Raw genomic sequence first — 24,313 nt, forward strand, 5'->3', positions numbered from 1 at the left:
TTTCATACGTGTCTCGGAATCTTGTAAACGTCAGGGTTTCGGCACGGCGACGGCGGACGCCGCGAGCGCCGGGCGCGCGGCCGGCGACGGGGCCAGCTGCTGCGCGAGCTGCTGCGAACCGGCCGCATCGGACGACAGCGTCGTGGTCGTCGCATCGTCGCGCATCAGCGCCTCTTCGGATTTACGATTCAGCACGATCACGCTGATCCGGCGGTTTTCCGGATCGAGCGGGTCGGCCTTGTTCAGGTTCTGGGTCGACGCGAGGCCGAGCACGCGCAGCACTTTCGCCTCGTCCATGCCGCCGGCGATCAGCTCGCGGCGCGACGCGTTCGCGCGGTCGGCCGACAGCTCCCAGTTGCTGTACCCGCCCTCGCCACCGGAGTACGGCACGGCGTCGGTGTGGCCCTGGACGATGATCCGGTTCGGCACGTCGTTCAGCGTCTTGCCGATCTCGCGCAGGATGTCGCGCATGTACGGCTCGACCTGGTCGCTCGACATCGCGAACATCGGCCGCTTCTGCGTATCGACGATCTCGATGCGCAGCCCCATCAGCGTGGAATCGATGCGGATCTGCTGCTTGAACTGGCGCAGCGTCGGGTTGGCCTCGATCGCGGCCATCAGCTTGATCTGCAGGTCGTGCAGGCGTGCCTGCTCGAGCCGGTCCTGCGCGCCCTGCGCCTGCGACCGGGAATGCTCGTCGCCCACTTTCGCGAAGCGCTCGGCGAGCTGCGTCGTGCCGTCGGTGCGGCGCAGCGTGCCGGCGTCGATGCTCGACAGGTCGCGGCCGCCGCCGTTGATGATGCTGGAATCCTGCGAGCTGCGGTCGCCGTTGCCGAACAGCGCGGCCTTCAGCGGCGTGTTGAAGTATTCGGCGATCCCCTTCAGCTGCACCGGCGTGACCGAACTCAGCAGCCACATCAGCAGGAAGAACGCCATCATCGCGGTCATGAAGTCCGCGTATGCGAGCTTCCATGCGCCGCCGTGGTGGCCCTTCTTCGCCGGGGCCACCCGCTTGACGACGATTGCGCGATCCTTGCTCTTGCTCATCGTGCGCTCCGCGTCACTTCGCCTTCACGCGGCGCACGTGCTCTTCGAGCTCGGAAAACGACGGCCGCTCGGTCGAGAACAGCACCTTGCGGCCGAACTCGACCGCAATCGCCGGCGCATAGCCGTTCAGCGTCGCGAGGATCGTCACCTTGATGCACTGGAACATCTTGGTCGACTCGGCGACGCGCTGCTCCGCGAGGCTCGCGAGCGGTCCGATCAGCCCGTACGACAGCAAAATCCCGAGGAACGTGCCGACCAGCGCCTGCGCGATCATCGCGCCGAGCACCGCGGGCGGCTTGTCGGCGGACGCCATCGTGTGCACGACGCCCATCACGGCCGCGACGATCCCGAACGCCGGCATCGCGTCGCCGACGCGCATCAGTGCATGCGCGGGGCCTTCGCCTTCCGCGTGGTGCGTCTCGATCTCCTCGTCCATCAGGCTCTCGATCTCGAACGCATTCATGTTGCCGCCCACCATCAGGCGCAGGTAGTCGGTCAGGAATTCGACGATGTGGTGATCGGCGAGGATCTTCGGGTATTGCGTGAAGATCGGGCTCTTTTCCGGATCGTCGATGTCGGCCTCGAGCGTGAGCGTGCCTTCCTTGCGTGCCTTCGCGAGCAGCACGTAAAGCAGCGCCATCAGCTCCATGTAGACGTCCTTCGTGTATTTCGAGCCCTTGAACAGCGTCGGCAGCACCCGCAGCGTGGCCTTGATGGTCTTGCCGCCGTTGCCGAGGATGAACGCGCCGACGCCCGCGCCCACGATCATCAGGATCTCGACGGGCTGGATCAAGGCGCCCAGATGCCCGCCTGCCAGCGCATAACCGCCGAAGACGGACAACAGCGTCACGAGTGTTCCCACGATAATCAGCACTGCCTGTCCCTCACGAATGACCGGCGGGGAGACCGCCGTTAAACAGGTTTACGGCAGTCGGCAGGAAAACTTTCGCGGCCGCCCGGCGGCGGCGCGGAGGTGTTTACCAGCAATTCGCAGACGATTCGCGCCACCCGGCGCGGCCGCTCGCGCCCCGCCCGGCCCTGCCCGGCCCGGCGCTCAGGCCGCGGCGGCGGCCAGTTCGGCGCGCGCGGCGGCGGCCTTGCGGGTCTTGCCCGCGCGCGACGGCGGCTGGCAGAGGCCGCAGACGAAACCTTGATGCGGATCATGCGCATGCGCGACGAAGTGGCCGCCGCAGCGCGTGCACGGGGTCATCTGCAGCATCCCCGAATCGAAGAAGCGCACGAGCGTCCACGCGCGCGTGAGGCTCAGCGCGGCCTCGTCGCCGGACAGGTTCACGTGCTCCAGATAGAGCCGGTACGCCTTCACGATCGACTGGATCGGCTCGCAACGGCCGTGGTCCTGCATGAACCGGTAGATGTTGTAGAACAGCGACGAGTGGATGTTCGGCTGCCACGTCATGAACCAGTCGGTCGAGAACGGCAGCATCCCCTTCGGCGGCGACACGCCCTTCAGTTCCTTGTACAGCTTGATCAGACGGTCCCGCGACAGGCTCGTCTCCGCTTCCAGCAACTGCAGCCGGGCGCCCAGTTCGATCAGTTCGATGGCGAGGGTGATTTCCTTCACCTCGATCACGACGCTTTTGCTTGCCATGGTGAAAACCGTCCGCTTGACGTTATTCGGATGGATGGCCAATACGCTGCCCACCGGCGCGGCACGCCGGGACAGTCGCAAGGCGGGATGGATCAGCGGACGCCTTCGACCTGCTGCCCGGCCATCAGGATGGCCGAGTGGGCGTGCGCGACGACATCGCTGCGGCCCTTGTCGGCGAGCGACGACAGCAGCGCGTGATCGTCGAAGCGGAAGCGGCACAGCATCTGGTTCGACGCGGCGAGCTTCACGGTCTGTGCGAGCGTGAGGTTCCCGAGCACGTCGGCCAGTTCCTGGGAAATTCCCATGCGGAACATGCCCATCGCCTTGTCTTCCCGCAGCAGGCGTTGCGCGAGGAGGAGGTACGACAGGTTGACCTCTTTGATCTCACTGAGCATTTCGCTGGTAGCGCTCATGATTCCCCCGTTAAAGAGCTTTGCTTTGGCCATTCGTGTTATGAAAACGTTTGCTCGATCGGCACGCTCTTGGCGGGCAGTCGGCTCGTTTATAGTCTTACAGGGCGAATTTTGGCTAAACGGCATTTACGCCGGTATCAGCGAAGTGGCGTATGCCATGCAGGATTTGTCTGTAAACCGTGTAGGAATTTTTCCGACAAAGCGAATTGAAAGGCTCAAGCGGGGAAGCGAGTGGCAGCGCGGATTCGGCTGCGATGTGTCCAATGGCCCCCACTCGGTCGTGGAAGGCTTGCCGGCAGGGCTGCCAACAATCGGATCGGTAAAAATTATAGTGGTTTTTCACGATGACGCAACAATAGTTGCGTCTATCTCCATTCCTGTTCCCGCGCCCTTTTTTTCGGGGTTTTCGCGTATTTCATCGTGTAACAAGCCTTAAGTGTTTGAAAAAACACTCGAACCCCTCAAGGCGATATCGATAATGGACTCCAATGGGCGGCGGCGCGAGCCGTGCCGGCCCGCCCCGCAGCTTGCCGTCCGGCGCCCCGCGCACCCCGCCCAGGGCACGGCCACGTACCGCCAACCGCGTGCGTCGGCGAGTTCCGCAACCTTGCACGGGATCCACATCGGCGCCACCGCGCCCTCGGATCGAAACAGGAGAACCCCATGCGAATTGCCCAGATCGCGCCGCTTTACGAAGCCGTTCCGCCGAAACTCTACGGCGGCACCGAGCGTGTCGTGTCCTACCTCACCGAGGCGCTCGTCGAACTCGGCCACGACGTGACGCTGTTCGCCAGCGGCGACTCCGTCACGTCGGCCCGTCTCGAGGCGGCCTGGCCGCGCGCCCTGCGGCTCGACCCGTCGATCCGCGATTCGATGGCGCCCCATATGCGGCTTCTCGAGCAGGTGGCCCGGGTCGCGCACGAATTCGACGTGCTGCACTTCCACCTCGACTACCTGCCGTTCCCGCTGATGTCGCGCCTCGACACGCCGTACGTGACGACGCTGCACGGCCGCCTCGACCTGCCGGAGCTGCAGCCGGTGTTCGACGCGTTCCCGGACGCGCCGGTCGTGTCGATCTCGAACAACCAGCGCAAGCCGCTGCCGCAGGCCGCGTGGGCCGGCACCGTGTATCACGGGCTGCCCGACACGCTGCTCACGCCGCAGCCGGGCGTGAAGCCCGAATACCTCGCGTTCCTCGGCCGGATCTGCCCGGAAAAGCGCGTCGACACCGCGATCCGGATCGCCGCGCAAAGCGGGCTGCCGCTGAAGATCGCCGCGAAGGTCGACAAGGCCGACGCCGACTATTTCAAGGAAGTGATCGAGCCGCTGCTCGGCCAGGCGCACGTCGAGTTCATCGGCGAGATCAACGAGGCGCAGAAGCCCGCGTTCCTGTCCGGTGCGAAGGCGCTGCTGTTCCCGATCGACTGGCCGGAGCCGTTCGGCCTCGTGATGATCGAGGCGATGGCCTGCGGCACGCCCGTCGTCGCGTTCAACCGCGGCTCGGTGCCGGAAGTGATCGAGGACGGCGTCACGGGCTTCATCGTCGAGGACGTGCAGGGCGCGGTCGGCGCGCTGCACCGGCTCGACAGCCTGTCGCGCACCGCCATCCGCGAACGTTTCGACACGCGTTTCAGCTCAAAGGCAATGGCGCAGCGTTATGTCGACACTTACGAATCGCTTTGCACGCAAACCCGGCAACCGGCATTGCGCCGGGTCGCCGGCGCCTGACACGGAAATCCGCGAGGAAATATTCCGTAATCAAATCCGCGCCGAAATCGGCGCGCAAAACAAAAGAGCCGCATCTCGATGCGGCTCTTTTGTTTGGGCTTTCGGTCATTCGATCAGGAAACGATCGCGGTTTTTACCGACGATCCAATTCGGCGGCTTGCCGCGCCCGCTCCACGTCGCGCCCGACTTCGGATCGCGGTATTTCGGCGGCAGCGGCGCCTTCTTCGGCGGGCGCCCGCGCTTCGCTCGCTCCGCGAAACCCAGATCCTGGGCCGTCAGCCCGTATTCGGCAATCTTTTGCTGGACTTCGGCAATCACCGCCGCCACTTCCTGGCGGCGCACGTCGTCCGCCTGGGCCTGCAGATCGGCGATCTGCGCCTTGAGTTTCGCGTATTGAGACATTTTTCGACTCCCCTTTGATGATGCGGCCCCGGCGAATCCGGCCGGGATACCCACATCCGTTACGCCATCCGCACTGCCGCCCTGCCCTTCGAAATTAATACTGTCATCTTTAACCGATTCGACTATATCGAGAATGCGGACTTATTCTAATAAAAGGCATTCGTCAGCCATTCAAATTTAACAATCGTTGACCCTCCCCGACCCGATTCATTTCCTATAATCCAGACCAATTCCGGGTGACGGTTTAAATCCGTCGTGTCATCCGGCTGTCTTCAATCCACTTGAACGAGGTCCTTACATGAATCTTTCTCAGCGTCTCGCTGCAGAGGTATTCGGCACGTTCTGGCTGGTGCTCGGCGGGTGCGGAAGCGCCGTGCTGGCCGCCGCCTTTCCGGGCCTCGGCATCGGCTTTGCCGGCGTCGCACTTGCCTTCGGCCTGACTGTGCTGACGATGGCATTCGCAATTGGCCACATCTCGGGTTGCCACCTGAATCCGGCGGTGAGCGTCGGCCTGACGGTCGCCGGCCGCTTCCCCGCACGCGATCTCGTGCCGTACATCGTCGCGCAGGTAGTCGGCGCGACGATCGGCGCATTCGTGCTGTACCTGATCGCGACCGGCAAGCCGGGCTTCGACGTCGTCGGCAGCGGCTTTGCGACGAACGGCTTCGGCGAGCGCTCGCCCGGCCACTACGCACTCGGCGCGGCGTTCATTTGCGAAGTCGTGATGACGGCCTTCTTCCTGTTCGTGATCCTGGGTGCCACCGACAAGCGCGCACCGGCCGGCTTTGCGCCGATCGCGATCGGCCTCTGCCTGACGCTGATTCACCTGATCTCGATCCCGGTCACCAACACGTCGGTGAACCCGGCCCGCTCGACCGGCCCGGCACTGTTCGTGGGCGGCGAAGCGATCGGCCAGCTCTGGCTGTTCTGGGTGGCGCCGATCATTGGCGCGGTACTCGCCGGGATCATCTACCCGCTGGTCGCAGGGCGTGACAACGCCGTCGACCAGCTGCCGGCATCGGCTCGCACAAGCGAATAAAACACTACGGGGTCAAGCGAGCAGAGCAGCGAGCCTCACGCTGTCCAAGAAGATCGAGGCAGGTAATTTCGACGGGCGCCACTGGCGCCCGTTTTTCATTTCCGTCCGGGCGGGACGCTCAGGATGCGGCGGCGCTGCCTTCGAGCGAGAACAGCGTGCGCAGATGGCGGGCAACGCCCGCGTCGAAGTTGTTGCCGATCCGCGGGATGTGCGGCAGCCGTGCGATCAGGTCGGGGTTCGCGTTGTTCATCATGAACGCGTGGCCGGCGGTTTCGAGCAGGTCGATATCGTTCATGTTGTCGCCGAACGCGATGCAGTGGCCGGTATCGACGCCGAGCCGCGCGAGCACCGAGCGCAGCGCGCGGCCCTTCGACACGTTCGCGGTCATCACTTCGAGGCAGTCGGGCAGCGAGTACGTGACGTACAGCGCATCGCCGAAGCGCACGCGCATCTGCTCGGCGACGACCGCCAGATCGGCCGGATCGCCGATGTACAGCACCTTCGCGATATCCGTGCCGTCGTGCGCGGCCATGTCGATCACGTCGTAGCGGAAGCCCGAATCCTGGTGGAATTCGAGCAGGTGCGGCGCATCGCGGTCGATCAGCCAGCCCTGGTCGGTGAACAGGTTGACGATCACCCGGCCATGCGCGCCGACGATATCGGGCTGCACGAGACCGCGAACGATCGCCGGATCGATGTCCTGCGCGTGGATCGTCGTGTCGTCCGGCGCGTGCACGCGCGCGCCGTTCGACGTGATCAGGTACGGCCGGATGCCGAGCACGTCGCGAATGCCGGCGACGTCCGCGTAGTGGCGCCCGGTGGCGATCACGAACTGCAGGCCGTCGCGGTCGAGCCGGCGGACGGTGTCGATCGTGTACGGATCGAGCTGGTGGTCGCTGTTCAGCAGGGTACCGTCGAGATCGGTGGCGATGACTTTGTACATGGGACGGAAGAATGGCGCTCAGGGCTCAGCGGAACGGCCATTCTAACGTCGTGCCCGGTTGCCCGCCGGACGGTTCCCGGTCGATCGCCGCCAACGGCCCCGCTTCGGGGCGCCTTCAGCCACCCGCAAGCGACTTCAAGCGACTTCAACCGCCTTCCGCCGCCCGCAGCGCTTGCAGCGCGAGCTGTAGCGCGCCGTGCGCCGAATCGTCGAGCGGCACGCGCAACCGGGCGGCATGGCGCGCCGGCACGGCCGGTGCAAGTGCGTCCGCCAATCCGCCGCACAGCGCGACCGGCAGCGCCTGCTGCGGATCGAGCGCGTCGATCATCTTGCCGATCTCGTCGCCCGCCTGCGCGATCAGTGCACCCGCGACCGGATGCGAACGGTGCGCGAACACGATCGGCGCAAGCCGCGCGTAGATCGTCTGGTTCGCATCGCACGACCACTGGACGAGTGCGTCGCGATCCTGCGCGCCCGTTTCCGCGAGCAGCGCGCTGGCGAACGCATCGCGCGGCACGCGGCCGTCGAGCGCCTGCTGCGCATACGCGAGCGCACGCACGCCGAGCCATGCGCCGCTCGCCTCGTCGCCGGACGGAAAGCCGAAGCCGCCCGCGATCCGGCACGCGCCGGCAGCATCGAGCGCCGCCGCGATGCTGCCGGTGCCAAGCGCGACGATCAGCCCCGGCGCGCCGCCGTGCGCGCCGACGACGGTGGTATATGCGTCGCTCTCGACCGCAAGCGCGCCGAGCGGCGCCTGCGCGCGGAACGCGGCCAGCCATGCCGCGTTGTTGACGCCTGCGAGCCCGCAACCGAGCGCGCACTGCGACCAGTTGAATGCGAGACCGGCCTGGGTGAACGCGTCGGCGCAGGCCGCACCGATCGATGCCCACGCGCGCTCGATGCCGAGCCCGAGCCCCGACGGGCCGCCGCGCCCCTGCGCGAGTTCGCGCCCGTGCCGGTCGGCCAGCACCGCGCGCGTGCCCGTGCCGCCGCCGTCGATGCCGATCGCAAAAAGTAATGCCGCCATGCCTTCATCCCGCTGATTCGAACAGGCGCCAAGCTTAACCGGATCGGCGCCGCGCGCCCATCTGCCGTTCGGCCGGCTGTCCCGTGAAAAGGGCTTACGCTATGCTGACGCGTTCGAGTCGATACTGAAAACGAGGCAGACGATGTCGCAGCGGTGCAACTGGGTGAAGACGGAAGCGGACGCTCACTATCACGATACCGAGTGGGGCGTGCCGTCGCACGACGATCGCCACCTGTTCGAAATGCTGATCCTGGAAGGGGCGCAGGCCGGGCTGTCTTGGTCGACGATCCTGAACAAGCGCGCGGGCTATCGCGAGGCCTTTGCGGATTTCGACGTCGATGCCGTCGCGCGCTTCACGCCGAAGCGCATCGAGAAGCTGCTGGAGAATCCCGCTATCGTGCGCAACCGCGCGAAGGTCGAATCGGCGGTCACCAATGCGCGCGCGGTGCAGCGCATTCGCGAAGAGCACGGGTCGCTCGCCGCGTTCCTGTGGTCGTTCGTCGGCGATACGCCGATCCAGAACGCGTGGCAGTCGTACCGCGACGCCCCCGCGTCGACCGAACAGTCCGACGCGCTCAGCAAGGCGCTGAAGGCATACGGCTGCAAGTTCGTCGGTTCGACGATCTGCTATGCGCTGATGCAGGCCACCGGCATGGTCAACGATCACGAGGTCGGCTGCCCGTGCCACGCGCAATGCGCGGCGCTCGGCGGCAAGCAGCCGGCACGCCGGCGCAAGGCGGGCTGACAGCACGGCGCGGGGCGGGGCGCGCCGGAACCGCCGCGCCCCCGGGATTTTTCCGGCCCCCAAAAGCAAAACGGCGGAGCGGCTTCTTTCGAAGCACGCTCCGCCGTTTCGCGGCGAACCGGAAGACGCTCTTAGTGGAGCTTCTTCGGCAGCATCTGGCTGCGCAGGCGCTTGTGCAGGCGCTTGACGGCTGCTGCCTTCTTGCGCTTGCGGACTGCGGTCGGCTTTTCGTAGGACTGGCGTTCGCGCAGTTCAGCGATCAGGCCATTTTTTTCGATAGCACGGCGAAAGCGGCGAATCGCCACTTCGAACGGCTCGTTTTCTTTCAGAAGAATCGTCGTCATGTCGTTCCTAAATTGCTTAAACGGTCAAAAACGTAGCGGCCAAGCGCCACGCACCGGCCATCCGAGCGTCCCCACAAACAGGCGAAACGAGCGGAAATACGGCCTCGGAGGCCGGAAAAGAGAGGCGGAAAGCACCGCGAGTACGCTTCACAAGCCGCGTGCAGCGCCGCGTTTGACTGCCAGCAGACATGCCGAAAACGGCAGAGGCTTGACAGAAATCTCAATTCAGCCCGCCATCATAGCAGGGAATCACAGACAAAACCACCCTTTTGTCGGGCGCGTGTGCACAGCGTTACGACTGCGTGCCGGAGCCGGCCGCCATCCTGTTTCTGCCCCCGTTTCATTCGGCATCGCGCCGGGCCCGTCCGAAATGACAAAGAAGGATAAAAAATCGGGCCGAATCTCAACGTGCCCCTCAAGTTTTGTTTTGGTGCGCCGAAATCCTGCTCTGAGGCGGCCAGCAATGAACGAGTGCTTCCGCCGACGCCAAAACGGCTTTCCAGGGCTTTCGGCTTAAACAGGAGAATTTCCATGCTCGGAATTAACAGCAACATCAACTCGCTGGTTGCACAGCAGAACCTCAACGGCTCGCAAAACGCCCTGTCGCAGGCAATCACCCGCCTGTCGTCGGGCAAGCGCATCAACAGCGCAGCAGACGACGCAGCCGGTCTCGCGATCGCAACCCGGATGCAGACGCAGATCAACGGCCTGAACCAGGGCGTGTCGAACTCGAACGACGGCGTGTCGATGATCCAGACCGCATCGAGCGGCCTGTCGCAGATCACGTCGAGCCTGCAGCGTATCCGCCAGCTGGCCGTTCAGGCATCGAGCGGCTCGCTGTCGACCAGCGACCAGCAAGCGCTGCAACAGGAAGTTTCGCAGCAGATCTCCGAAGTGAACCGTATCGCTTCGCAGACGAACTACAACGGCAAGAACCTGCTCGACGGGTCGGCCGGTAACGTCAGCTTCCAGGTCGGCGCGAACGTCGGTCAAACCATCACGCTGAACCTGACGCAAAGCGTCTCGGCAGCAAGCATGGGCACGGGCCTGCCGACGAACGGCGCGACGCTCGGCCAGCTCACGGGCCTGAGCCTGACGAGCGCCGGCGCAGCGACGACCGGCACGCAAACGCCGTCGATCACGACGATCAACATCCTGTCCGACGGCCAGGGCGGCTTCAAGTTTACCGACCAGAACAACCAGGCACTGGCTAGCGCCACGGTCACGAGCCTGTTCGGCGCCAATACGGCCGGCGCGGGTACGGCACTTTCGCTGACCCCGGTGGCAGGCGGCGCACTGGGTTCGATCACCAGCGTTCCGGCAGCAGCATCCGCCGCGACGACCAGCTCGGTGACCGCGATCAACGCCACCAACGCGGGGAACGGCTCCGGCGTAGCGGGTCGCGCGACCGCTGGCACCGCGCTTGGCACGATCACCGGCCTCAGCCTGGATTCGAACGGCGGCTTTATCGCCCCGAACGAGTCGGGTGCAACCATCACGTCGATCTCCGTGCTGTCGGACGGCGCCGGCGGCTTCACGTTCCAGGATCAGAACGGCAACGCACTGGCGGCCGCCGTCACCAACAAGGTGTTCTCCGTCACCGCTGCGACGGGGGCGGCCGGCGCTTCGCTTACGCTGAATGCCACCATCGGCAGCGCGACGACCAACGCGACGACCCAAGGCCTGGCTTCGCAAAGCGCAATCAACTCGACCAACCTCGCCAACGTGCCGCCGCGCGTCGCCGACATCAACATCAGCACGACGGCCGGCGCCAACCAGGCAATGGAATCGATCGACAACGCGCTGGCCACGGTGAACAACATCCAGGCAACGCTGGGTGCTGCACAAAACCGCTTCACCGCGATCAGCACGACGCAGCAAGCGCAAGCGACCAACCTGTCGCAAGCTCAATCGCAAATCCAGGACGCGAACTTCGCGCAGGAAACCGCGAACCTGAGCAAGGCACAGGTGCTGCAACAAGCGGGCATCTCGGTGCTCGCACAAGCGAACTCGCTGCCGCAGCAGGTCCTGAAGCTCCTGCAGTAATCGCTTCACGGCGTCTCGCCCGGGGCCCCGCGCAATGCATCGCGCGGCGCCCCGGGCGCTTTGGCTTGCGCGAATCGGTTGCCTGAATCGCGACAACCCAAAGCCTTCGCGCAATACGCATTCAATCACCAGATACGCATCGCTCATCCCAGGCACGGAGCCGTCACATGTCCACCGTCAACACCAATACGTCCACCGCCAATGCGAACAGCGCGCTTCAGCAAGCTGCGCAGTCGATCATCAGCGGCTCGACCGGCAACTCGACGATGGACGTCAACTCGCTCGTAACGGCGCTCGTGAATGCGAAAACGGCCGGCCAGACCTCCGCGCTGACCGCCCAGCAAACCACCGACAACACCCAGATTTCCGCGTTCGGCACGCTGTCTTCCGCGCTGAGCGCGCTGCAGGCGAGCCTGACGACGCTCTCCAACGGCTCGCTGCAGAGCACCTTCACCGCGACGCCCAGCGGCAACGGCCTCACCGCGACGGCCGGCCAGGGCGCCGTTGCCGGCACCTACAACGTGAACGTCACCCAGATCGCGGCGGCGCAGGCGTTGTCGTCCACCGGCTTCGCCGATCCGACCAAGGGCCTCGGCAACGGCACGCTGGCCCTGTCGCTCGGCAATCAGTCGTTCTCCGTCAACATCGACAGCTCGAACAACACGGTGGCGGGCATCGCGGCCGCGATCAACGGCGCATCCGGCAACCCGGGCATCACGGCGACGGTCGTCACCGGTACCGACGGCGCCCACCTCGTGTTGAGCTCGGCGGCAACCGGCGCATCCAACACGATCAGCGTCGCGGTCAGCAACCTGAGCGGCGACGCCGGGTTGTCGAATCTCGGCGTCAAGTCGGTTCCCGGACAGAACGGCGGCCCGTCGACCTTCACGTCGGCCAACAGCAGCGCCGCGTGGACGCAGAGCACCGCGGCCCAGAATGCCACCTTCTCGATCAACGGGATCAGCGCAACGAGCTCGACCAACACGGTCACCACCGCGATCGCCGGTGTCACGCTGAACCTGACGTCGGCCGCGGTCGGCGCCGCGCAGGCCCAGACGCTGACGATCGCATCCGACACGAAGACGCAGGCAACGGCGATCAACAACTTCGTGAACCTCTACAACACGCTCGTCACGACGATGGGCACGCTCACCCAGTTCACGGCGGGGGCAACGACGCAAGGCCCGCTGCTCGGCGACTCGACGCTGAGCACGGTCAAGAACACGCTCGCGGCGCTCGTGACGCAAGGTGTGAAGAGCGGCAGCTCGACGATCACGCTGTCGTCGATCGGCATCACGCTACAAGCCGACGGCACGTTGCAGACCGACAGCACCAAGCTCAATACCGCGCTGCAGAGCAACCCGGCAAGCGTCGCCGCGCTCTTCAATTCGACGAACGGCGTCGGCGCGCAGATGTCGACGGCAATCAACAACTTTACGAAGACGGGCGGCCTGATCGACCTGCGGACGTCCGCGCTCAATGCCGACCTGAAGAGCATCGCGCAACAGCAGACGACGCTGTCGAACTACGCGACGCAGCTGACGAACCAGTATCAGGCACAATTCACCGCGCTCAACACGCTGATGGCGACGATGAACAACAATTCGCAGTACCTGACGCAGCTGTTCGGCGGCCAGAACAGTGCCGGCGCGATGTCGAACAACAAGTAACCGACGCAGACGAGGCCAAGCATGGAACAGCACGCACTGATCGAGCGCTTGAATGCGCTGACCGACGAGATCGAACACGCGACCGCAATGGCCGACTGGACGGAAGTCGCACGCCTTGCGGAAGTCCGCTCGCCGCTCGTCATGGCGTTGACCGCCAACCAGCCGCCGGAAGGCATCGCCGCCATTCGCCGCATTCAGGCCAGCAACGAACGCGTGGTCGCCAACGCGCATCACGCCCAGCGCGAGCTCACCGACGAGTATCACGTCGCGATGGGCCGCGTGCAGGCCGTCGGCGAGTATCACGACATGGCACGCCTGTAAGAACACGCAGCGTATCGCCTGCGGCGATACGCGCCCACCGACAACAAGCACTACACGCCGAAGTGAGGGCGTGCTCGTTCGACTCATGCCCGCCTTGTGCGGGCATTTTTTTGTCCGGTCGATCGGGCGTGCGCCGACAACCGTACTCGCAGCCAGCCGACGTACGCCTTGCCGAATACGATGCGCGCCGCCGCACCACCCGCGCCTAGTTACTCGACGAACACCCGCCGCAGCTGCTCGAACTGCACGAGCTGGAACTGCACGAACTCGACGAACTGCAGCTCGACGACGAGCAACTGCTGTCCGACGCATCGAACGAACTGCCGCTGCCTGCTTTCGCGGCAACCAGCGACGACATCCGCGACGCGGTCTGCACGGTTTGCGAATACACCGACCATGCGGTGCCGGCCAATGCGGCCGTGCCGAACAGCGCAGCAGTCCACAGCAGCGGGTCCGGATCGCCGCGTTCGCGATCCTGCGTCTGTTGCGCGGCCTGCGTCTCGGGCGTGGGTCGCGGGTTGCGTGCAGCCCGTGGATCGTGCGCGATCCGGCGCGCGAGCAGCGCGGCTCGCCCCGCAGCCGTCGCCCCGCCGCGCCCGAAGCCGGTCAGCCGCCGCGCGACGAGCCGGTATGCGACCGCGAACACCACCATGCAGACCGCAAGCAGCAGCACGGGCCGCCCGCGGCTCAGGCCGATCGCGAGTTTCGCGGCACCGATGCCCAGCACGATCAGCACGATCGCACGCGCGGCCATGCGCGACGCGCGCATCTCGCCGGGCGCCCAGAGCCAGCCCTGCGCGCGCATCCCGTCGACGACCTCCTGCGCGTACCCGGCGAGGCGCTCGCGAAACAGGTTGTAGCGCACGGTGCCGGACGGCCGCTCCTTGAGCCACGCGCAGTGGTCGTCATGCCGGCCCGCGCGGTTCAGGTCGGCGATCTGCACGTAGCCGCCCTGTCCGGGGACCGTCCACAGGTCGACCGCGCCCGCATGCGCGAGCGACATCGTCACGACTTGGGCGACCCGTGCTTCGCCGCCGGTGAGATAGGCGACTTCGTCGGTGCTCAGGTCGGCCGACGCCTTGCGCGTGCGCCCGCCCCACCGGCGGCGCCGGAACTCGATCGCCTGCAGCACCATGATCAACAACAACGCGACGACGCACGCCGGCACGTAGAACGCGAGAAACTGCGGGCCCGCGTAGTTCAGCACGTTGAAATCCTGCGCCGATGCGCAGGTCGCGGCGACGCTCGCGGCGGCAGCCGGCCATGCGAATTTCGGCAGCCGGTCGCGCCAGGTCCTGCCGGCCGGCGCCGTGGCCGGCGAATCCGCGCGCCCCGCCCCGCTCACTGCCAACGGTTCCGGCTGCGACGATCCGGATGTGCCGCGCAGGCCGGGCGGCGGCGGCCAGATCGACTCGGGCGGCGCGCAGCCGAACAGCCGGCGATAGCTGTCCAGCGTGTCGCGGTAACGCTGCGCGTACACGACGGCCTCGTCCGGCGCGCCCGTGCCGGGCATGTGATGCAACCGCGTGCGCAGCACGCCGGCGCAGAACACGTCCCAGTATTCGAGCGTGTATTGCAGGTGGAAATGCCACGCGGCGTCGACCGCGACCGACGGCGTGACCGGATGTCCGGCCGCCTGCGCGAGAAACGCGAAGCGCTTGTATTCGACGATCACGGCCAGCGCGTGCGCATGCGACCAGCCTTCGGCTTCGGCCAGGCGCCGGCTGTACGGCAGCGGCGCGTTCGGGTCGTCAGGGGAATAGGCGTCGAGACGCGCGAGCAGCGCCTGCTGCGCATCGGTCAGCGCACGGACATCGACTGCGGTCGAGGTAGACGGGATGGCTGCCATCGGGAGTCGGCGCGATGCGCGGACGGCCGCCGCGATCGACGCTTGGAGTTGTCGTTGCCGGCGATTCTCGCACAACGACGAGGCAACACGACACCGGCACGCCAGCCGCGTCCGGGGCGTCAGGCGCGTATGCCGCGCCGCGCGTCAGAAATCGAGCTGCGCGAGCGTGATGCCGAGCGCGGCCGCGATCTTCCTGCGCACCGACTTGCGCAGCTTTTCGCGCTTCTCGCGTTTCGCGTAGTCGGAACGACTGATGCCGATCCGCTGCGCGACCTCGGCCCGCGTCAGCCCGAGATACTCGCGCCACGCGCGCGCGGGCGAACTGCCGTCGAACACGGCACGCGTCACGACTTCGTGCGGAACCGGGTCGCGCGTGACCCGCTGCTGCGCGACATAGTCGGCGTACGGAATCACGACGAAGGCCGGTGTACCGTCCGGGCCGTTGATGAATTGAACGGGGAGTGATTGGCTCATGCGGTGATCGCCGCGCGCGAGGCGACGCGGCTATTTCTCGTTTCGGTCGACATTTTCAACCAGCCCTTTCAGATGAGCTTCGAGCACGTCGAACCGGATCAGCGAATGGTTGCGCCGAATCAGGCGCGCATGCGATCGACAACTGCCGACTGGCCGGGATATTACTGCAAACGGGAAAATGACGAGACGGCGAAACCGCCGAGTGCCTGAACAGGCATGTTTTGGCGCGCCCGGCTGGGATCGAACCAGCAACCCCTGCCTTCGGAGGGCAGTACTCTATCCATTGAGCTACGGGCGCCTGTGACAATGAAGCGACCCCAATATACAGGCCGCCCACGATTGGCAAGACGGCAAGGATACCCGGTTTCCCATGGCGCGTCCACCTTGCCCGACGAATCCCCGCCGGGCCGCGCTGCGTGCGGGTAAACACGCGCCATCGCACCGCTCGCCGTGATGTAAACGTTCCGTCTATAATCGACCGGGCTTCATTGGACTGCCATTTGCCGTTGCACCGCGCTCACAATTCCTAATCACGGAGACGAGGCAAGCATGAGCGAAGCACCCCACGAATCTCCCGTCAAAACTCCCGGGCAGCTGATTGCCGTCATCATCGCGTCGTTCGCGATTCCGATCGTCCTGATCGTCCTGTTCGCCAACTATGCGAACCATGCGTTCCGTTACGGCGCCGGCACGGACGCGCTATCCGACGAACAGGTCGCCGCGCGTATCGCCCCGCTCGCGAAGGTCGACGTGAAGGACGCCAACGCGCCCCGCACGTACAAGACCGGCGAGGAAGTCTACAAGGCCGTCTGCGTGACCTGCCACGGCACGGGTGCCGCCGGTGCACCGAAGTTCGGCAACAAGGACGACTGGGCGCCGCGCATCTCGCAAGGCTTCGACACGCTGCTGAAGACGGCCCTGGCCGGCAAGGGGGCGATGCCGCCACGCGGCGGCACGAACCCCGACGACGTCAGCGACTATGAAATCGCCCGTGCGATCGTCTACATGGCGAACAACGACGGCGCGAACTTCCCCGAACCGGCCGCGCCGGCCGCCAACGCGGCACCGGCCGCCAACGGCGCCGCAGCCGCATCGGGCGCAGCCGACGCCGCCAGCGTGCAGGTCGCCGCGGCACAGGCGGCGATCGCCGCGATCCCGAAGGCCGGTGAAGCGCCCGCAGCCGCGGCCGCCCCGGCCGGCGCCGACGCCGGCAAGGCGCTGTACACGTCGACCTGCCAGGCCTGCCACGCGGCAGGCGTGCTCGGCGCGCCGAAGTTCGGCAGCAAGGAAGACTGGGCGCCGCGCCTGAAGGACTCGATGGATACGGTCTACAACTACGCGCTGCACGGCAAGGGCGCGATGCCGCCGAAGGGCGGGTCGAGCGCGTCGGACGCCGATGTGAAGGCCGCCGTCGACTACATGGTCAACTCGGCGAAGTAAGCACGCCGCCACCAGCCGGCCCGTAAAAAACCCCCGCGCTGCGCAAGCATCGCGGGGGTTTCGTTTTGTTCGGCGGAAGCGGCCGGTCCGGCCGCCGGCGCACGCTCACTTCTGCAGCAATGCCTTCAGGCTCGCGAGCCGGTCCTTCGGCGACATCGGCGCCTCTTCCGGCGTGGGCGGCGGCGCTTCGTCGAGCCCCATCTCCGGGATGAAGCGCGACGGTTCGCACACGACCGTCTCGCGCGCCCGCTTGCGCTTCTTGCACCAGTTCAGGTGCAAGCTGCGCTGCGCGCGCGTGATCGCCACGTACATCAGCCGGCGCTCCTCCTCGATCCGCTCGTTGTCGATCGGGCCATCGTCCTCGCTGCCGCCGCGGTGCGGCATGATGCCTTCCTCGACCCCCACCAGGAACACGTGCGGATACTCGAGCCCCTTCGACGCATGGACGGTCGACAGCCGCACGGCGTCCGGATCCTCGTCCTTGCCCTCGAGCATCGACATCAGCGCGACGGTCTGGATCAGGCCGAGCAGGTTCTTGCCCGTATCGGCGAGCCCGTCCGCGTTGTGGAAGCCATTCGCCTCGCCGTCGACGGCCTCCGTCTCGGGCTTGGTGCCCTTGCGCTTCAGCCATTCGAGGAATTCGAGTACGTTCTGCCACTTCGACTGCGCCTGCCGCTCGTCGAACGCGTCGTACAGGTACGCCTCGTAGTGGATCGCCTCCATCATGTCGTCGAGCACGGCGGTCGCGGGATCCTTGTCCGCGCGCTCGGTCAGGCGCTGGATGAAGTCGCAGAACATCCGCAGCGGCTCGACCTGCCGCGCGGACAGCCGCGCCTCGATCCCGCCCATGTACACGGCCTCGAACAGCGACACCTTCGCCTGGCCCGCGAACGAGCCGAGGGCTTCGAGCGTCGTGTTGCCGATCCCGCGGCGCGGCGTGGTGACCGCGCGGATGAACGCGGGATCGTCGTCGGCGTTCGCGATCAGCCGCAGGTACGCGCACAGATCCTTGATCTCGGCCTTGTCGAAGAACGACTGGCCGCCAGACAGCACGTACGGGATCCGCTCGCGCCGCAGCACCTGCTCGAAGATCCGCGCCTGGAAGTTGCCGCGGTACAGGATCGCGTAGTCGCGGAACTGCGCGCGCCGCTCGAACTTGTGCGCGGACAGCCGGAACACGACCGATTCGGCTTCATGCTCCTCGTCGTTGCACGGCGTGACGGTGATCGAATCGCCCATCCCGTGCTCGGACCACAGCTTCTTCTCGAACAGCTTCGGGTTGTTCGCGATCACGTTGTTCGCGGCGGTCAGGATGCGCACCGTCGACCGGTAGTTCTGCTCGAGCTTGACCAGGTGCAGTTTCGGGAAATCCTTGCCGAGCTGCGCGAGGTTCTCGAGCGTCGCGCCGCGCCAGCCGTAGATCGCCTGGTCGTCGTCGCCCACCGCCGTGAACGCCGCGCGCGGGCCGGCGAGCTGCTTCAGCAGCTCGTACTGGCACGCGTTGGTGTCCTGGTACTCGTCGATCAGCAGGTAGCGCAGCTTGTTCTGCCAGCGGTCGCGCACCTGCTCGTTCTTCGCGAACAGCTCGGCCGGCAGGCGGATCAGGTCGTCGAAGTCGACCGCCTGATACGCATGCAGCGTCGCGACGTAGTTGCGGTAGACGATCGCGGCCTGATGCTCGTCCTCGTTGGCAGCGATCGCCATCGCTTCGTCGGGCATGATCAGGCCGTTCTTCCACAGCGAGATGATGCTCTGGATCTTGCGGATCAGCCCCTTGTCGGTCGTGCCGAGCTGCTCCTGGATCATCCCGAAGCAGTCGTCCGAATCCATGATCGAGAACTGCGGCTTCAGGCCGACGTGCTCGGCCTCCTGGCGCAGGATCTGCACGCCCAGCGAGTGGAACGTGCAGACGGTGAGCTGGTTGACGGGCACCTTGCGGCCTTCCTTGCCGGGCGTGGTGAGCGTCTTGCCCTCGAGCAGCTTCGACACGCGCTCGCGCATTTCGGCGGCCGCCTTGTTCGTGAACGTGACGGCGGCGATGTGGCGCGGCTCGAAGCCTTTCGCTTCGATCAGGTGCGCGATCTTCTGCGTGATCACGCGGGTCTTGCCGCTGCCCGCGCCGGCGAGCACGAGACAGGGACCGTCGAGGTAGCGCACCGCTTCGTTCTGGGCGGGATTGAGGCCTGCGGACATGATGGCGGATGGTGTTGCGGTTGACGGCGGAACGCCGGGAGGATGCCGTGCGCGGCAGGCTGGCGAAGCAGGCGGACACGCGGGCAGGACGGGCATGTTAACACGTCGGCGGCGTGCTTTTCTGGAGCGCCGCCGGACGGGGCCGCGCGGGCGGATCCCGCGGCCGCCCCCTGTCCGTTCGGCCAATCCGGCCCCGTTCACGCACCGATCGGCCACAATATGTCCACCCGGCGGCACCCCGCGCCGGCCCGCTTGAAACACCTGAACCGCCTGAATCGTCACCGGATCGACATCATGGGATACCCGTTCGCCACCGCTGCCCTCGGCCCGCTGCTGTTCGCGCAGGGGCGCTACGTGCGCCGCGTCACGCCGCGGCTGCCCGAGGCGGCCGGCCCGCGCGACGGCGTGGCGGGCGAGGGCCCGCCGCTGCGCGTGCTGGTGGTCGGCGATTCGGCCGCCGCGGGCGTCGGCGTCGCGACGCAGCGCGACGCGCTGTCCGGGCAACTGGCGAACGCGCTCGCGGCCACCCATCGCGTGAGCTGGAAGCTGCTCGCGCGCACGGGCCTGACCACGCAGGAGCTCGTCGACTGGCTCGCCGCCGAGCCGGCCGAGCCGGCCGAGCCGTTCGACGTGGCCGTCACGTCGCTCGGCGTCAACGACGTGACGGGCGGTGTGCCGCCGGCCCGCTGGCAGGCGCAGCAGGCCGAACTCGTCCGGTTGCTCGGCGCGCGCTTCCGGGTCGGGCACGCGATCCTGTCGGCGGTGCCGCCGATGGAGCGCTTCCCGGCGCTGCCGCAACCGCTCGCGTGGTATCTCGGGCTGCGCGCGAAGCGGCTCAACGCGGCGCTCGCCGGCTGGGCCGCCACGCAGCCGCACTGCACGTTCCTGCGCGTCGCGCTGCCGCTCGAGCGCCACCTGATGGCCACCGACGGCTTCCACCCCGGTGCAACCGCCTGCACCGCGTGGGCTGCCCAGGTCGCCGCCGCCGTGCGGCAGCGGGCCGCCGCATGACGGGGCGCGGCGCCCCCGCGCCGGCCGTTCACCGCGTGGGCCGGCAGGCAACCCCGCGCGCACAGCAGGCGGAGGCCCGCGCAAAATGCCGGCGCTCGCTGCGCAGGCGCCGCCTCGCGCCGCGCGTTTCGCCCAAACGCGCCGGTGCAAGCGGCGGCGCCATGCCAAAATAGCCGGTCGTCTTCGCGCCGTCTCGGCGCACCGTCCTTTAGTTTCCTTCGCAGCCAGGGATTGCCATGTCGTCATTGCTCAGGATTGGTTTGATGGGTTTCGGTTTCGCCGGCGCGACGTTCCACGCACCCGTGATCGCCACGAGCGGCCGCACTGAAGTCGCCGCGATCGCAACGGGGCAACCCGATCGCGCGCAGGCTGCGTATCCGGGCGCGCGCGTCGTCCCCGATCTCGACACGCTGCTCGGCCTCGACGACATCGAATGCGTGGTGATCGCCACGCCGAACGACACGCACTTCGCACTCGCGCGCCAGGTGCTCGAAGCCGGCCGCCACGTGGTCGTCGACAAGCCCGTCACGCTCACCGCCGACGAAGCGCTCGCGCTCGCGCGGCTCGCGAACGCGCGCAGCCGGCTGTTCGCGCCGTTCCACAACCGCCGCTGGGACGGCGATTTCCTCACCGTGCGCCGCATCGTCGAATCAGGCGAGCTCGGCCGGCTCACCTATTTCGCGTCGCACTTCGACCGCTTCCGGCCGACGCCGCGCACGCGCTGGCGCGAGGAGCCCGCCCGCGGCGGCGGCCTGCTGCTCGACCTCGGCCCGCACCTGATCGACCAGGCGCTCGCGCTGTTCGGCCTGCCGGAAACGGTCGGCGCGACCGTCAAGACGCGCCGCGACAACGGCACGGCGCCCGATTTCGTGCATCTGCAACTCGGCTATCCGGACAAGGACGTCGCGCTGCATGCGAGCGCGCTGTCGGCGATCGAACCGGCGCGCTTCACGCTGCACGGCACGCTCGGCAGCTACCAGAAGTTCGGGCTCGACACGCAGGAGGACCAGCTCAAGGCCGGCCTCACCGCGGACGACGTCGAATTCGGCGGCGGCAACCCGCCCGGCCTGCTGCGCGTGCTCGACGGCGACGTCGAGGTCGAGCGCCCGGTGCCGACGCTCGACGGCCAGTATGCGGAGTTCTACCGCGCGCTCGCCGCATCGATCCGCGACGGCGCGCCGTTCCCCGTCACCGCGCAAGACGCCGTCGACGTGATGACGATCATCGAGCTCGCCGCCCAGAGCGAGCACGACGGCCGCCGGCTGCCGTTCGTGCGCCGCACGATCTGACACCCGCGCGCCGCGCCGGTAATGGCCGGCCGGCGCACGTGCCGTTGGATCAGCCGGAACATTCGGTTACAAATGCCGGGGGAACGAAAGTCAGCGCCCGACCGGTCTGACGCGTTTCTCAAAAAAGTCGATCCGACACCAATCCGTCAGGAGAATGTTGATGCAACGGTTGATTCGCGCGGCAGCGTGCTGCGTCCTGGTTTCCTCACTTGCGGCCTGTATCGTGCAGCCGCCGCAGCCGGTCCGCCCGGCGCCCCCGCCGCGGCCCAATCCGCAGGTCGTCGCGAACGAGCGGCTGCAGCAGATCCAGGGCCGGATCGACAACCTGCACCGCCGCATCGATGCGCGCGTGAACGGCGGCTACTACCCGCCACCCTACGGTGCGCAGCTTCACCATCGCCTCGACGTGATCCGCCAGGAATCGAACGACATGTCCGCGCAGCATAGCGGCGGCCTGTCCGGCGACGAACAGCGTGTGCTGAATCAGGAACTCGACACGGCCGCACGCGCGATCGGCGAGTAACGCGCCGGCGCCCGCCGGTGCGGAAAAAGCGGCGGCACCGGTTGCCGCCGCTTGTCGCGAAGCGACATTCTTTTGCTCAAATTGACAATGCCCACCCGCTCGCGTACAGTCGCCCGCACGCGTCGGGAGAGCGTGTGACCGGGCTGTTTCAACCCGGTTGCGCCGCCGAAGGGGCACACCCGCAAACTCTCAGGCAAAAGGACCGACCGCGTCGGGGAATCCCGTCCGCGCATTGCGCGGGCCCTACTCTCCCCGCACTCTGGAGAGCGGCAGTAGCCCGCAGCGCATCCGCTGCGCGGGCAAGCTGCCCACCGAAGGGGCGCGCGTTCGCCAGGCTTGGCCGGCAGCGCAATCTCTCAGGTATCGAGGACAGAGGGGCATGTACCGGATCGCTCGCAGGCCGTCGGCCGCGGTGGTCGGCACATGGCCGTTCTGATCCGCGCGCAAGCGCCTTGCCTGAGGCCTCGATGACTGCACTGAATCACACCCCGCTCAACGCCGCGCACCGCGCGCTCAATGCCCGCATGGTCGACTTCGGCGGCTGGGACATGCCCGTCAACTACGGCTCGCAGATCGAAGAACATGCAGCCGTGCGCAGCGACGCCGGCATGTTCGACGTGTCGCACATGTGCGTCGTCGATTTCACCGGCAGCCGCGTGCGCGCGTTCTTCGAGCATGCGATCGCGAACAACGTCGGCAAGCTCAAGACGCCCGGCAAGGCACTCTACTCGTGCCTGCTCAATCCGCAAGGCGGCGTCATCGACGACCTGATCGTCTATTACTTCACCGAAGAATTCTTCCGCGTCGTCGTCAACGCCGGCACGGCCGAGAAAGACATCGCGTGGTTCAACCAGCTGAACGAGCAAGGCGGCTTCGGCGTCACGATCGCGCCGCGCCGCGATTTCGCGATCGTCGCCGTTCAGGGCCCGAACGCCCGCGAAAAGGCCTGGGCGACGGTGCCCGCCGCGCGCGCCGCAACGAGCGAGCTGAAGCCGTTCAACGCCGCGCAGGTCGCCGGCACGCCGTTCGGCGATCTCACCGTCGCGCGCACCGGCTATACCGGTGAAGACGGCTTCGAGGTGATCGTCCCGGCCGTGCACGTCGAAGCGCTGTGGAACGCGCTGCAGCAAAACGGCGTGCGCCCGTGCGGGCTCGGCGCGCGCGACACGCTGCGCCTCGAGGCCGGCATGAACCTGTACGGCCAGGACATGGACGACACCGTGTCGCCGCTCGACGCGGGCCTCGCGTGGACGGTCGATCTCTCCGCGCCGCGCGACTTCGTCGGCCGCACCGCACTGGAAGCCAACGGCACCCGCGCCGCGTTCGTCGGCCTGATCCTGCAGAAGGAAAACGGCAAGGCGGGCGGCGTGCTGCGCGCGCACCAGAAGGTCGTCACGCCGCACGGCGAAGGCGAGATCACGAGCGGCACGTTCTCGCCGTCGATGCAGGAATCGATCGCGTTCGCGCGCGTGCCGGCGGCCGTCCAGATCGGCGACCTGGTCCAGGTGCAAATTCGCGACAAGAATCTTCCCGCGCGCGTGGTAAAACTGCCGTTCGTGCGCAACGGCAAGGTCCTCGCTGCGTAACGGCCGGGAGGCCCGCCTCCCGGGAAGCCGGGAGATGGCGCCCGGCGCAACACCACACCCGGCGCGCCCCGGCGGCGCGCCAGCAAAACGAACAAACCCTTTTATCAGGAGCATCCGATGAGCAACGTCCCGGCCGATCTGAAATACACCGACGAACACGAGTGGATCCGCACCGAAGCAGACGGCACGCTGACGGTCGGCATCACCGATCACGCGCAGAACACGCTTGGCGACATCGTGTTCCTCGAACTGCCGAAAGTCGGCACGCAAGTGAAGGCAGGCGACGCGATCGGCGTCGTCGAATCGGTGAAAGCCGCGTCGGACATCTATTCGCCCGTGACCGGCGAAGTGGTCGCGATCAACACGGACGTGGCCGACGCCCCGGAAGACGTGAATGGCGATGCGTATGACGCATGGCTGTTCAAGATCAAGCTCGCGGCCGGCGCATCGACCGACAACCTGCTCGACGCTGCCGCCTACAGCAAGCTGATCGACTAACCCTCCCTGAATCGCGCGGGACGGGTCAGCCGCCCTGCCCCGCGCGGAACCCGGGCCGGCGCCAACGCGCCGCCCCGGGTCGACCGCACAGCATGGGGCCCGAATGGGCGCGCAAG

24 protein-coding genes, 1 tRNA gene and 2 riboswitches are annotated in these 24,313 nt (G+C 66.7%); of the genes, 13 read left to right on the forward strand and 12 right to left on the reverse strand.

What is annotated here, in order from left to right:
* Nucleotides 1-30: 30 nt before the first annotated feature.
* The 4 genes from motB to flhD all read right to left on the reverse strand — a co-directional run bounded on the left by motB (nucleotide 31) and on the right by flhD (nucleotide 3,069).
* Complete coding sequence (gene motB / locus LGN19_RS27050; RefSeq protein ID WP_226218084.1) at nucleotides 31-1,047, reverse strand: flagellar motor protein MotB; 1,017 nt, start codon at nucleotides 1,045-1,047, stop codon at nucleotides 31-33.
* Nucleotides 1,048-1,060: 13 nt separating this feature from the next.
* A complete protein-coding gene (gene motA, locus LGN19_RS27055; protein ID WP_011350592.1) occupies nucleotides 1,061-1,921 on the reverse strand; it encodes a flagellar motor stator protein MotA in 861 nt (286 codons plus the stop codon).
* Nucleotides 1,922-2,101: 180 nt separating this feature from the next.
* Nucleotides 2,102-2,656: a flagellar transcriptional regulator FlhC gene (gene flhC / locus LGN19_RS27060; protein WP_034209584.1), complete on the reverse strand. Its 555-nt coding sequence runs from the start codon at nucleotides 2,654-2,656 to the stop codon at nucleotides 2,102-2,104.
* Nucleotides 2,657-2,748: 92 nt separating this feature from the next.
* A complete protein-coding gene (gene flhD / locus LGN19_RS27065; RefSeq protein WP_027788649.1) occupies nucleotides 2,749-3,069 on the reverse strand; it encodes a flagellar transcriptional regulator FlhD in 321 nt (106 codons plus the stop codon).
* A 663-nt stretch (nucleotides 3,070-3,732) separates the two neighbouring features.
* Here flhD and LGN19_RS27070 point away from each other — a divergent pair.
* Nucleotides 3,733-4,797 (forward strand): glycosyltransferase family 4 protein, encoded by a 1,065-nt coding sequence (locus LGN19_RS27070; RefSeq protein ID WP_226218088.1) that lies wholly within the window; start codon nucleotides 3,733-3,735, stop codon nucleotides 4,795-4,797.
* Nucleotides 4,798-4,902: 105 nt separating this feature from the next.
* On the opposite strand, the gene LGN19_RS27075 is transcribed toward LGN19_RS27070, so the two are convergent.
* Nucleotides 4,903-5,199, reverse strand: a complete 297-nt coding sequence (locus tag LGN19_RS27075; protein WP_021162849.1) for an H-NS histone family protein — start codon at nucleotides 5,197-5,199, stop codon at nucleotides 4,903-4,905.
* 298 nt (nucleotides 5,200-5,497) lie between these two features.
* Here LGN19_RS27075 and aqpZ point away from each other — a divergent pair, with 298 nt between their 5' ends.
* Nucleotides 5,498-6,238: an aquaporin Z gene (gene aqpZ, locus LGN19_RS27080; RefSeq protein ID WP_226218092.1), complete on the forward strand. Its 741-nt coding sequence runs from the start codon at nucleotides 5,498-5,500 to the stop codon at nucleotides 6,236-6,238.
* Nucleotides 6,239-6,356: 118 nt separating this feature from the next.
* Here aqpZ and LGN19_RS27085 read toward each other — a convergent pair whose 3' ends face one another.
* Together LGN19_RS27085 and LGN19_RS27090 are read right to left on the reverse strand one after the other, a co-directional pair.
* The gene (locus tag LGN19_RS27085; protein WP_226218096.1) at nucleotides 6,357-7,181 is read right to left on the reverse strand and encodes a Cof-type HAD-IIB family hydrolase; all 825 of its coding nucleotides are present in this window, start codon (nucleotides 7,179-7,181) and stop codon (nucleotides 6,357-6,359) included.
* Between the two features lie 145 nt (nucleotides 7,182-7,326).
* Nucleotides 7,327-8,208, reverse strand: a complete 882-nt coding sequence (locus LGN19_RS27090) for a BadF/BadG/BcrA/BcrD ATPase family protein (protein ID WP_226218099.1) — start codon at nucleotides 8,206-8,208, stop codon at nucleotides 7,327-7,329.
* A gap of 142 nt (nucleotides 8,209-8,350) precedes the next feature.
* On the opposite strand from LGN19_RS27090, the gene LGN19_RS27095 reads away from it, so the two are divergent.
* A complete protein-coding gene (locus LGN19_RS27095; protein WP_174960247.1) occupies nucleotides 8,351-8,953 on the forward strand; it encodes a DNA-3-methyladenine glycosylase I in 603 nt (200 codons plus the stop codon).
* A 131-nt stretch (nucleotides 8,954-9,084) separates the two neighbouring features.
* Here LGN19_RS27095 and rpsU read toward each other — a convergent pair whose 3' ends face one another.
* A complete protein-coding gene (gene rpsU / locus LGN19_RS27100; protein ID WP_006401410.1) occupies nucleotides 9,085-9,297 on the reverse strand; it encodes a 30S ribosomal protein S21 in 213 nt (70 codons plus the stop codon).
* A gap of 531 nt (nucleotides 9,298-9,828) precedes the next feature.
* Between rpsU and LGN19_RS27105 the strand changes: the two genes are divergently transcribed.
* The 3 genes from LGN19_RS27105 to LGN19_RS27115 all read left to right on the forward strand — a co-directional run bounded on the left by LGN19_RS27105 (nucleotide 9,829) and on the right by LGN19_RS27115 (nucleotide 13,334).
* Nucleotides 9,829-11,343, forward strand: coding sequence for a flagellin (locus tag LGN19_RS27105; protein ID WP_226218102.1), 1,515 nt, complete (start codon nucleotides 9,829-9,831; stop codon nucleotides 11,341-11,343).
* Between the two features lie 167 nt (nucleotides 11,344-11,510).
* Entirely contained in the window at nucleotides 11,511-13,013 is a 1,503-nt protein-coding gene (gene fliD / locus LGN19_RS27110) for a flagellar filament capping protein FliD (RefSeq protein WP_226218104.1), read from the forward strand.
* A 21-nt stretch (nucleotides 13,014-13,034) separates the two neighbouring features.
* Nucleotides 13,035-13,334, forward strand: coding sequence for a flagellar protein FliT (locus LGN19_RS27115; RefSeq protein WP_122944117.1), 300 nt, complete (start codon nucleotides 13,035-13,037; stop codon nucleotides 13,332-13,334).
* Between the two features lie 205 nt (nucleotides 13,335-13,539).
* On the opposite strand, the gene LGN19_RS27120 is transcribed toward LGN19_RS27115, so the two are convergent.
* Nucleotides 13,540-15,183: a TIGR04222 domain-containing membrane protein gene (locus LGN19_RS27120; RefSeq protein WP_226218106.1), complete on the reverse strand. Its 1,644-nt coding sequence runs from the start codon at nucleotides 15,181-15,183 to the stop codon at nucleotides 13,540-13,542.
* Nucleotides 15,184-15,327: 144 nt separating this feature from the next.
* On the reverse strand, nucleotides 15,328-15,657 hold the full coding sequence (locus LGN19_RS27125) for a helix-turn-helix domain-containing protein (protein ID WP_043185016.1): 330 nt from the start codon (nucleotides 15,655-15,657) through the stop codon (nucleotides 15,328-15,330).
* Between LGN19_RS27125 and LGN19_RS27130 the strand changes: the two genes are divergently transcribed.
* Nucleotides 15,649-15,867 carry a hypothetical protein gene (locus LGN19_RS27130; protein WP_175222279.1) on the forward strand — a complete coding sequence of 73 codons (219 nt, stop codon included), beginning with the start codon at nucleotides 15,649-15,651 and terminating at the stop codon, nucleotides 15,865-15,867. The two genes, LGN19_RS27125 and LGN19_RS27130, sit on opposite strands and share 9 nt — an antisense overlap.
* A 12-nt stretch (nucleotides 15,868-15,879) precedes the next feature.
* Here the strand turns inward: LGN19_RS27130 and LGN19_RS27135 are convergent.
* Nucleotides 15,880-15,955, reverse strand: a tRNA-Arg gene (locus LGN19_RS27135).
* A gap of 251 nt (nucleotides 15,956-16,206) precedes the next feature.
* On the opposite strand from LGN19_RS27135, the gene LGN19_RS27140 reads away from it, so the two are divergent.
* Nucleotides 16,207-17,097, forward strand: a complete 891-nt coding sequence (locus LGN19_RS27140) for a c-type cytochrome (RefSeq protein WP_226218108.1) — start codon at nucleotides 16,207-16,209, stop codon at nucleotides 17,095-17,097.
* A 105-nt stretch (nucleotides 17,098-17,202) separates the two neighbouring features.
* Here LGN19_RS27140 and LGN19_RS27145 read toward each other — a convergent pair whose 3' ends face one another.
* The gene (locus tag LGN19_RS27145) at nucleotides 17,203-19,290 is read right to left on the reverse strand and encodes a UvrD-helicase domain-containing protein (RefSeq protein ID WP_226218112.1); all 2,088 of its coding nucleotides are present in this window, start codon (nucleotides 19,288-19,290) and stop codon (nucleotides 17,203-17,205) included.
* Nucleotides 19,291-19,584: 294 nt separating this feature from the next.
* Here LGN19_RS27145 and LGN19_RS27150 point away from each other — a divergent pair, with 294 nt between their 5' ends.
* The 5 genes from LGN19_RS27150 (at nucleotide 19,585) to gcvH (ending at nucleotide 24,197) form a co-directional block, all read left to right on the forward strand.
* Nucleotides 19,585-20,301: an SGNH/GDSL hydrolase family protein gene (locus tag LGN19_RS27150; protein WP_226218115.1), complete on the forward strand. Its 717-nt coding sequence runs from the start codon at nucleotides 19,585-19,587 to the stop codon at nucleotides 20,299-20,301.
* 236 nt (nucleotides 20,302-20,537) lie between these two features.
* Nucleotides 20,538-21,590: an oxidoreductase gene (locus LGN19_RS27155; protein ID WP_226218118.1), complete on the forward strand. Its 1,053-nt coding sequence runs from the start codon at nucleotides 20,538-20,540 to the stop codon at nucleotides 21,588-21,590.
* Nucleotides 21,591-21,750: 160 nt separating this feature from the next.
* Nucleotides 21,751-22,113 carry a hypothetical protein gene (locus LGN19_RS27160; protein ID WP_122946578.1) on the forward strand — a complete coding sequence of 121 codons (363 nt, stop codon included), beginning with the start codon at nucleotides 21,751-21,753 and terminating at the stop codon, nucleotides 22,111-22,113.
* Between the two features lie 113 nt (nucleotides 22,114-22,226).
* A riboswitch (glycine riboswitch) is annotated at nucleotides 22,227-22,329 on the forward strand.
* A 33-nt stretch (nucleotides 22,330-22,362) separates the two neighbouring features.
* A riboswitch (glycine riboswitch) is annotated at nucleotides 22,363-22,496 on the forward strand.
* An 84-nt stretch (nucleotides 22,497-22,580) separates the two neighbouring features.
* Complete coding sequence (gcvT, locus tag LGN19_RS27165) at nucleotides 22,581-23,699, forward strand: glycine cleavage system aminomethyltransferase GcvT (RefSeq protein WP_122944110.1); 1,119 nt, start codon at nucleotides 22,581-22,583, stop codon at nucleotides 23,697-23,699.
* A 117-nt stretch (nucleotides 23,700-23,816) separates the two neighbouring features.
* Nucleotides 23,817-24,197, forward strand: coding sequence for a glycine cleavage system protein GcvH (gene gcvH, locus LGN19_RS27170; RefSeq protein ID WP_122944109.1), 381 nt, complete (start codon nucleotides 23,817-23,819; stop codon nucleotides 24,195-24,197).
* Nucleotides 24,198-24,313 lie beyond the last annotated feature (116 nt).

The organism is Burkholderia sp. AU30198 (assembly GCF_020419825.1).
Taxonomy (GTDB): Bacteria; Pseudomonadota; Gammaproteobacteria; order Burkholderiales; family Burkholderiaceae; genus Burkholderia.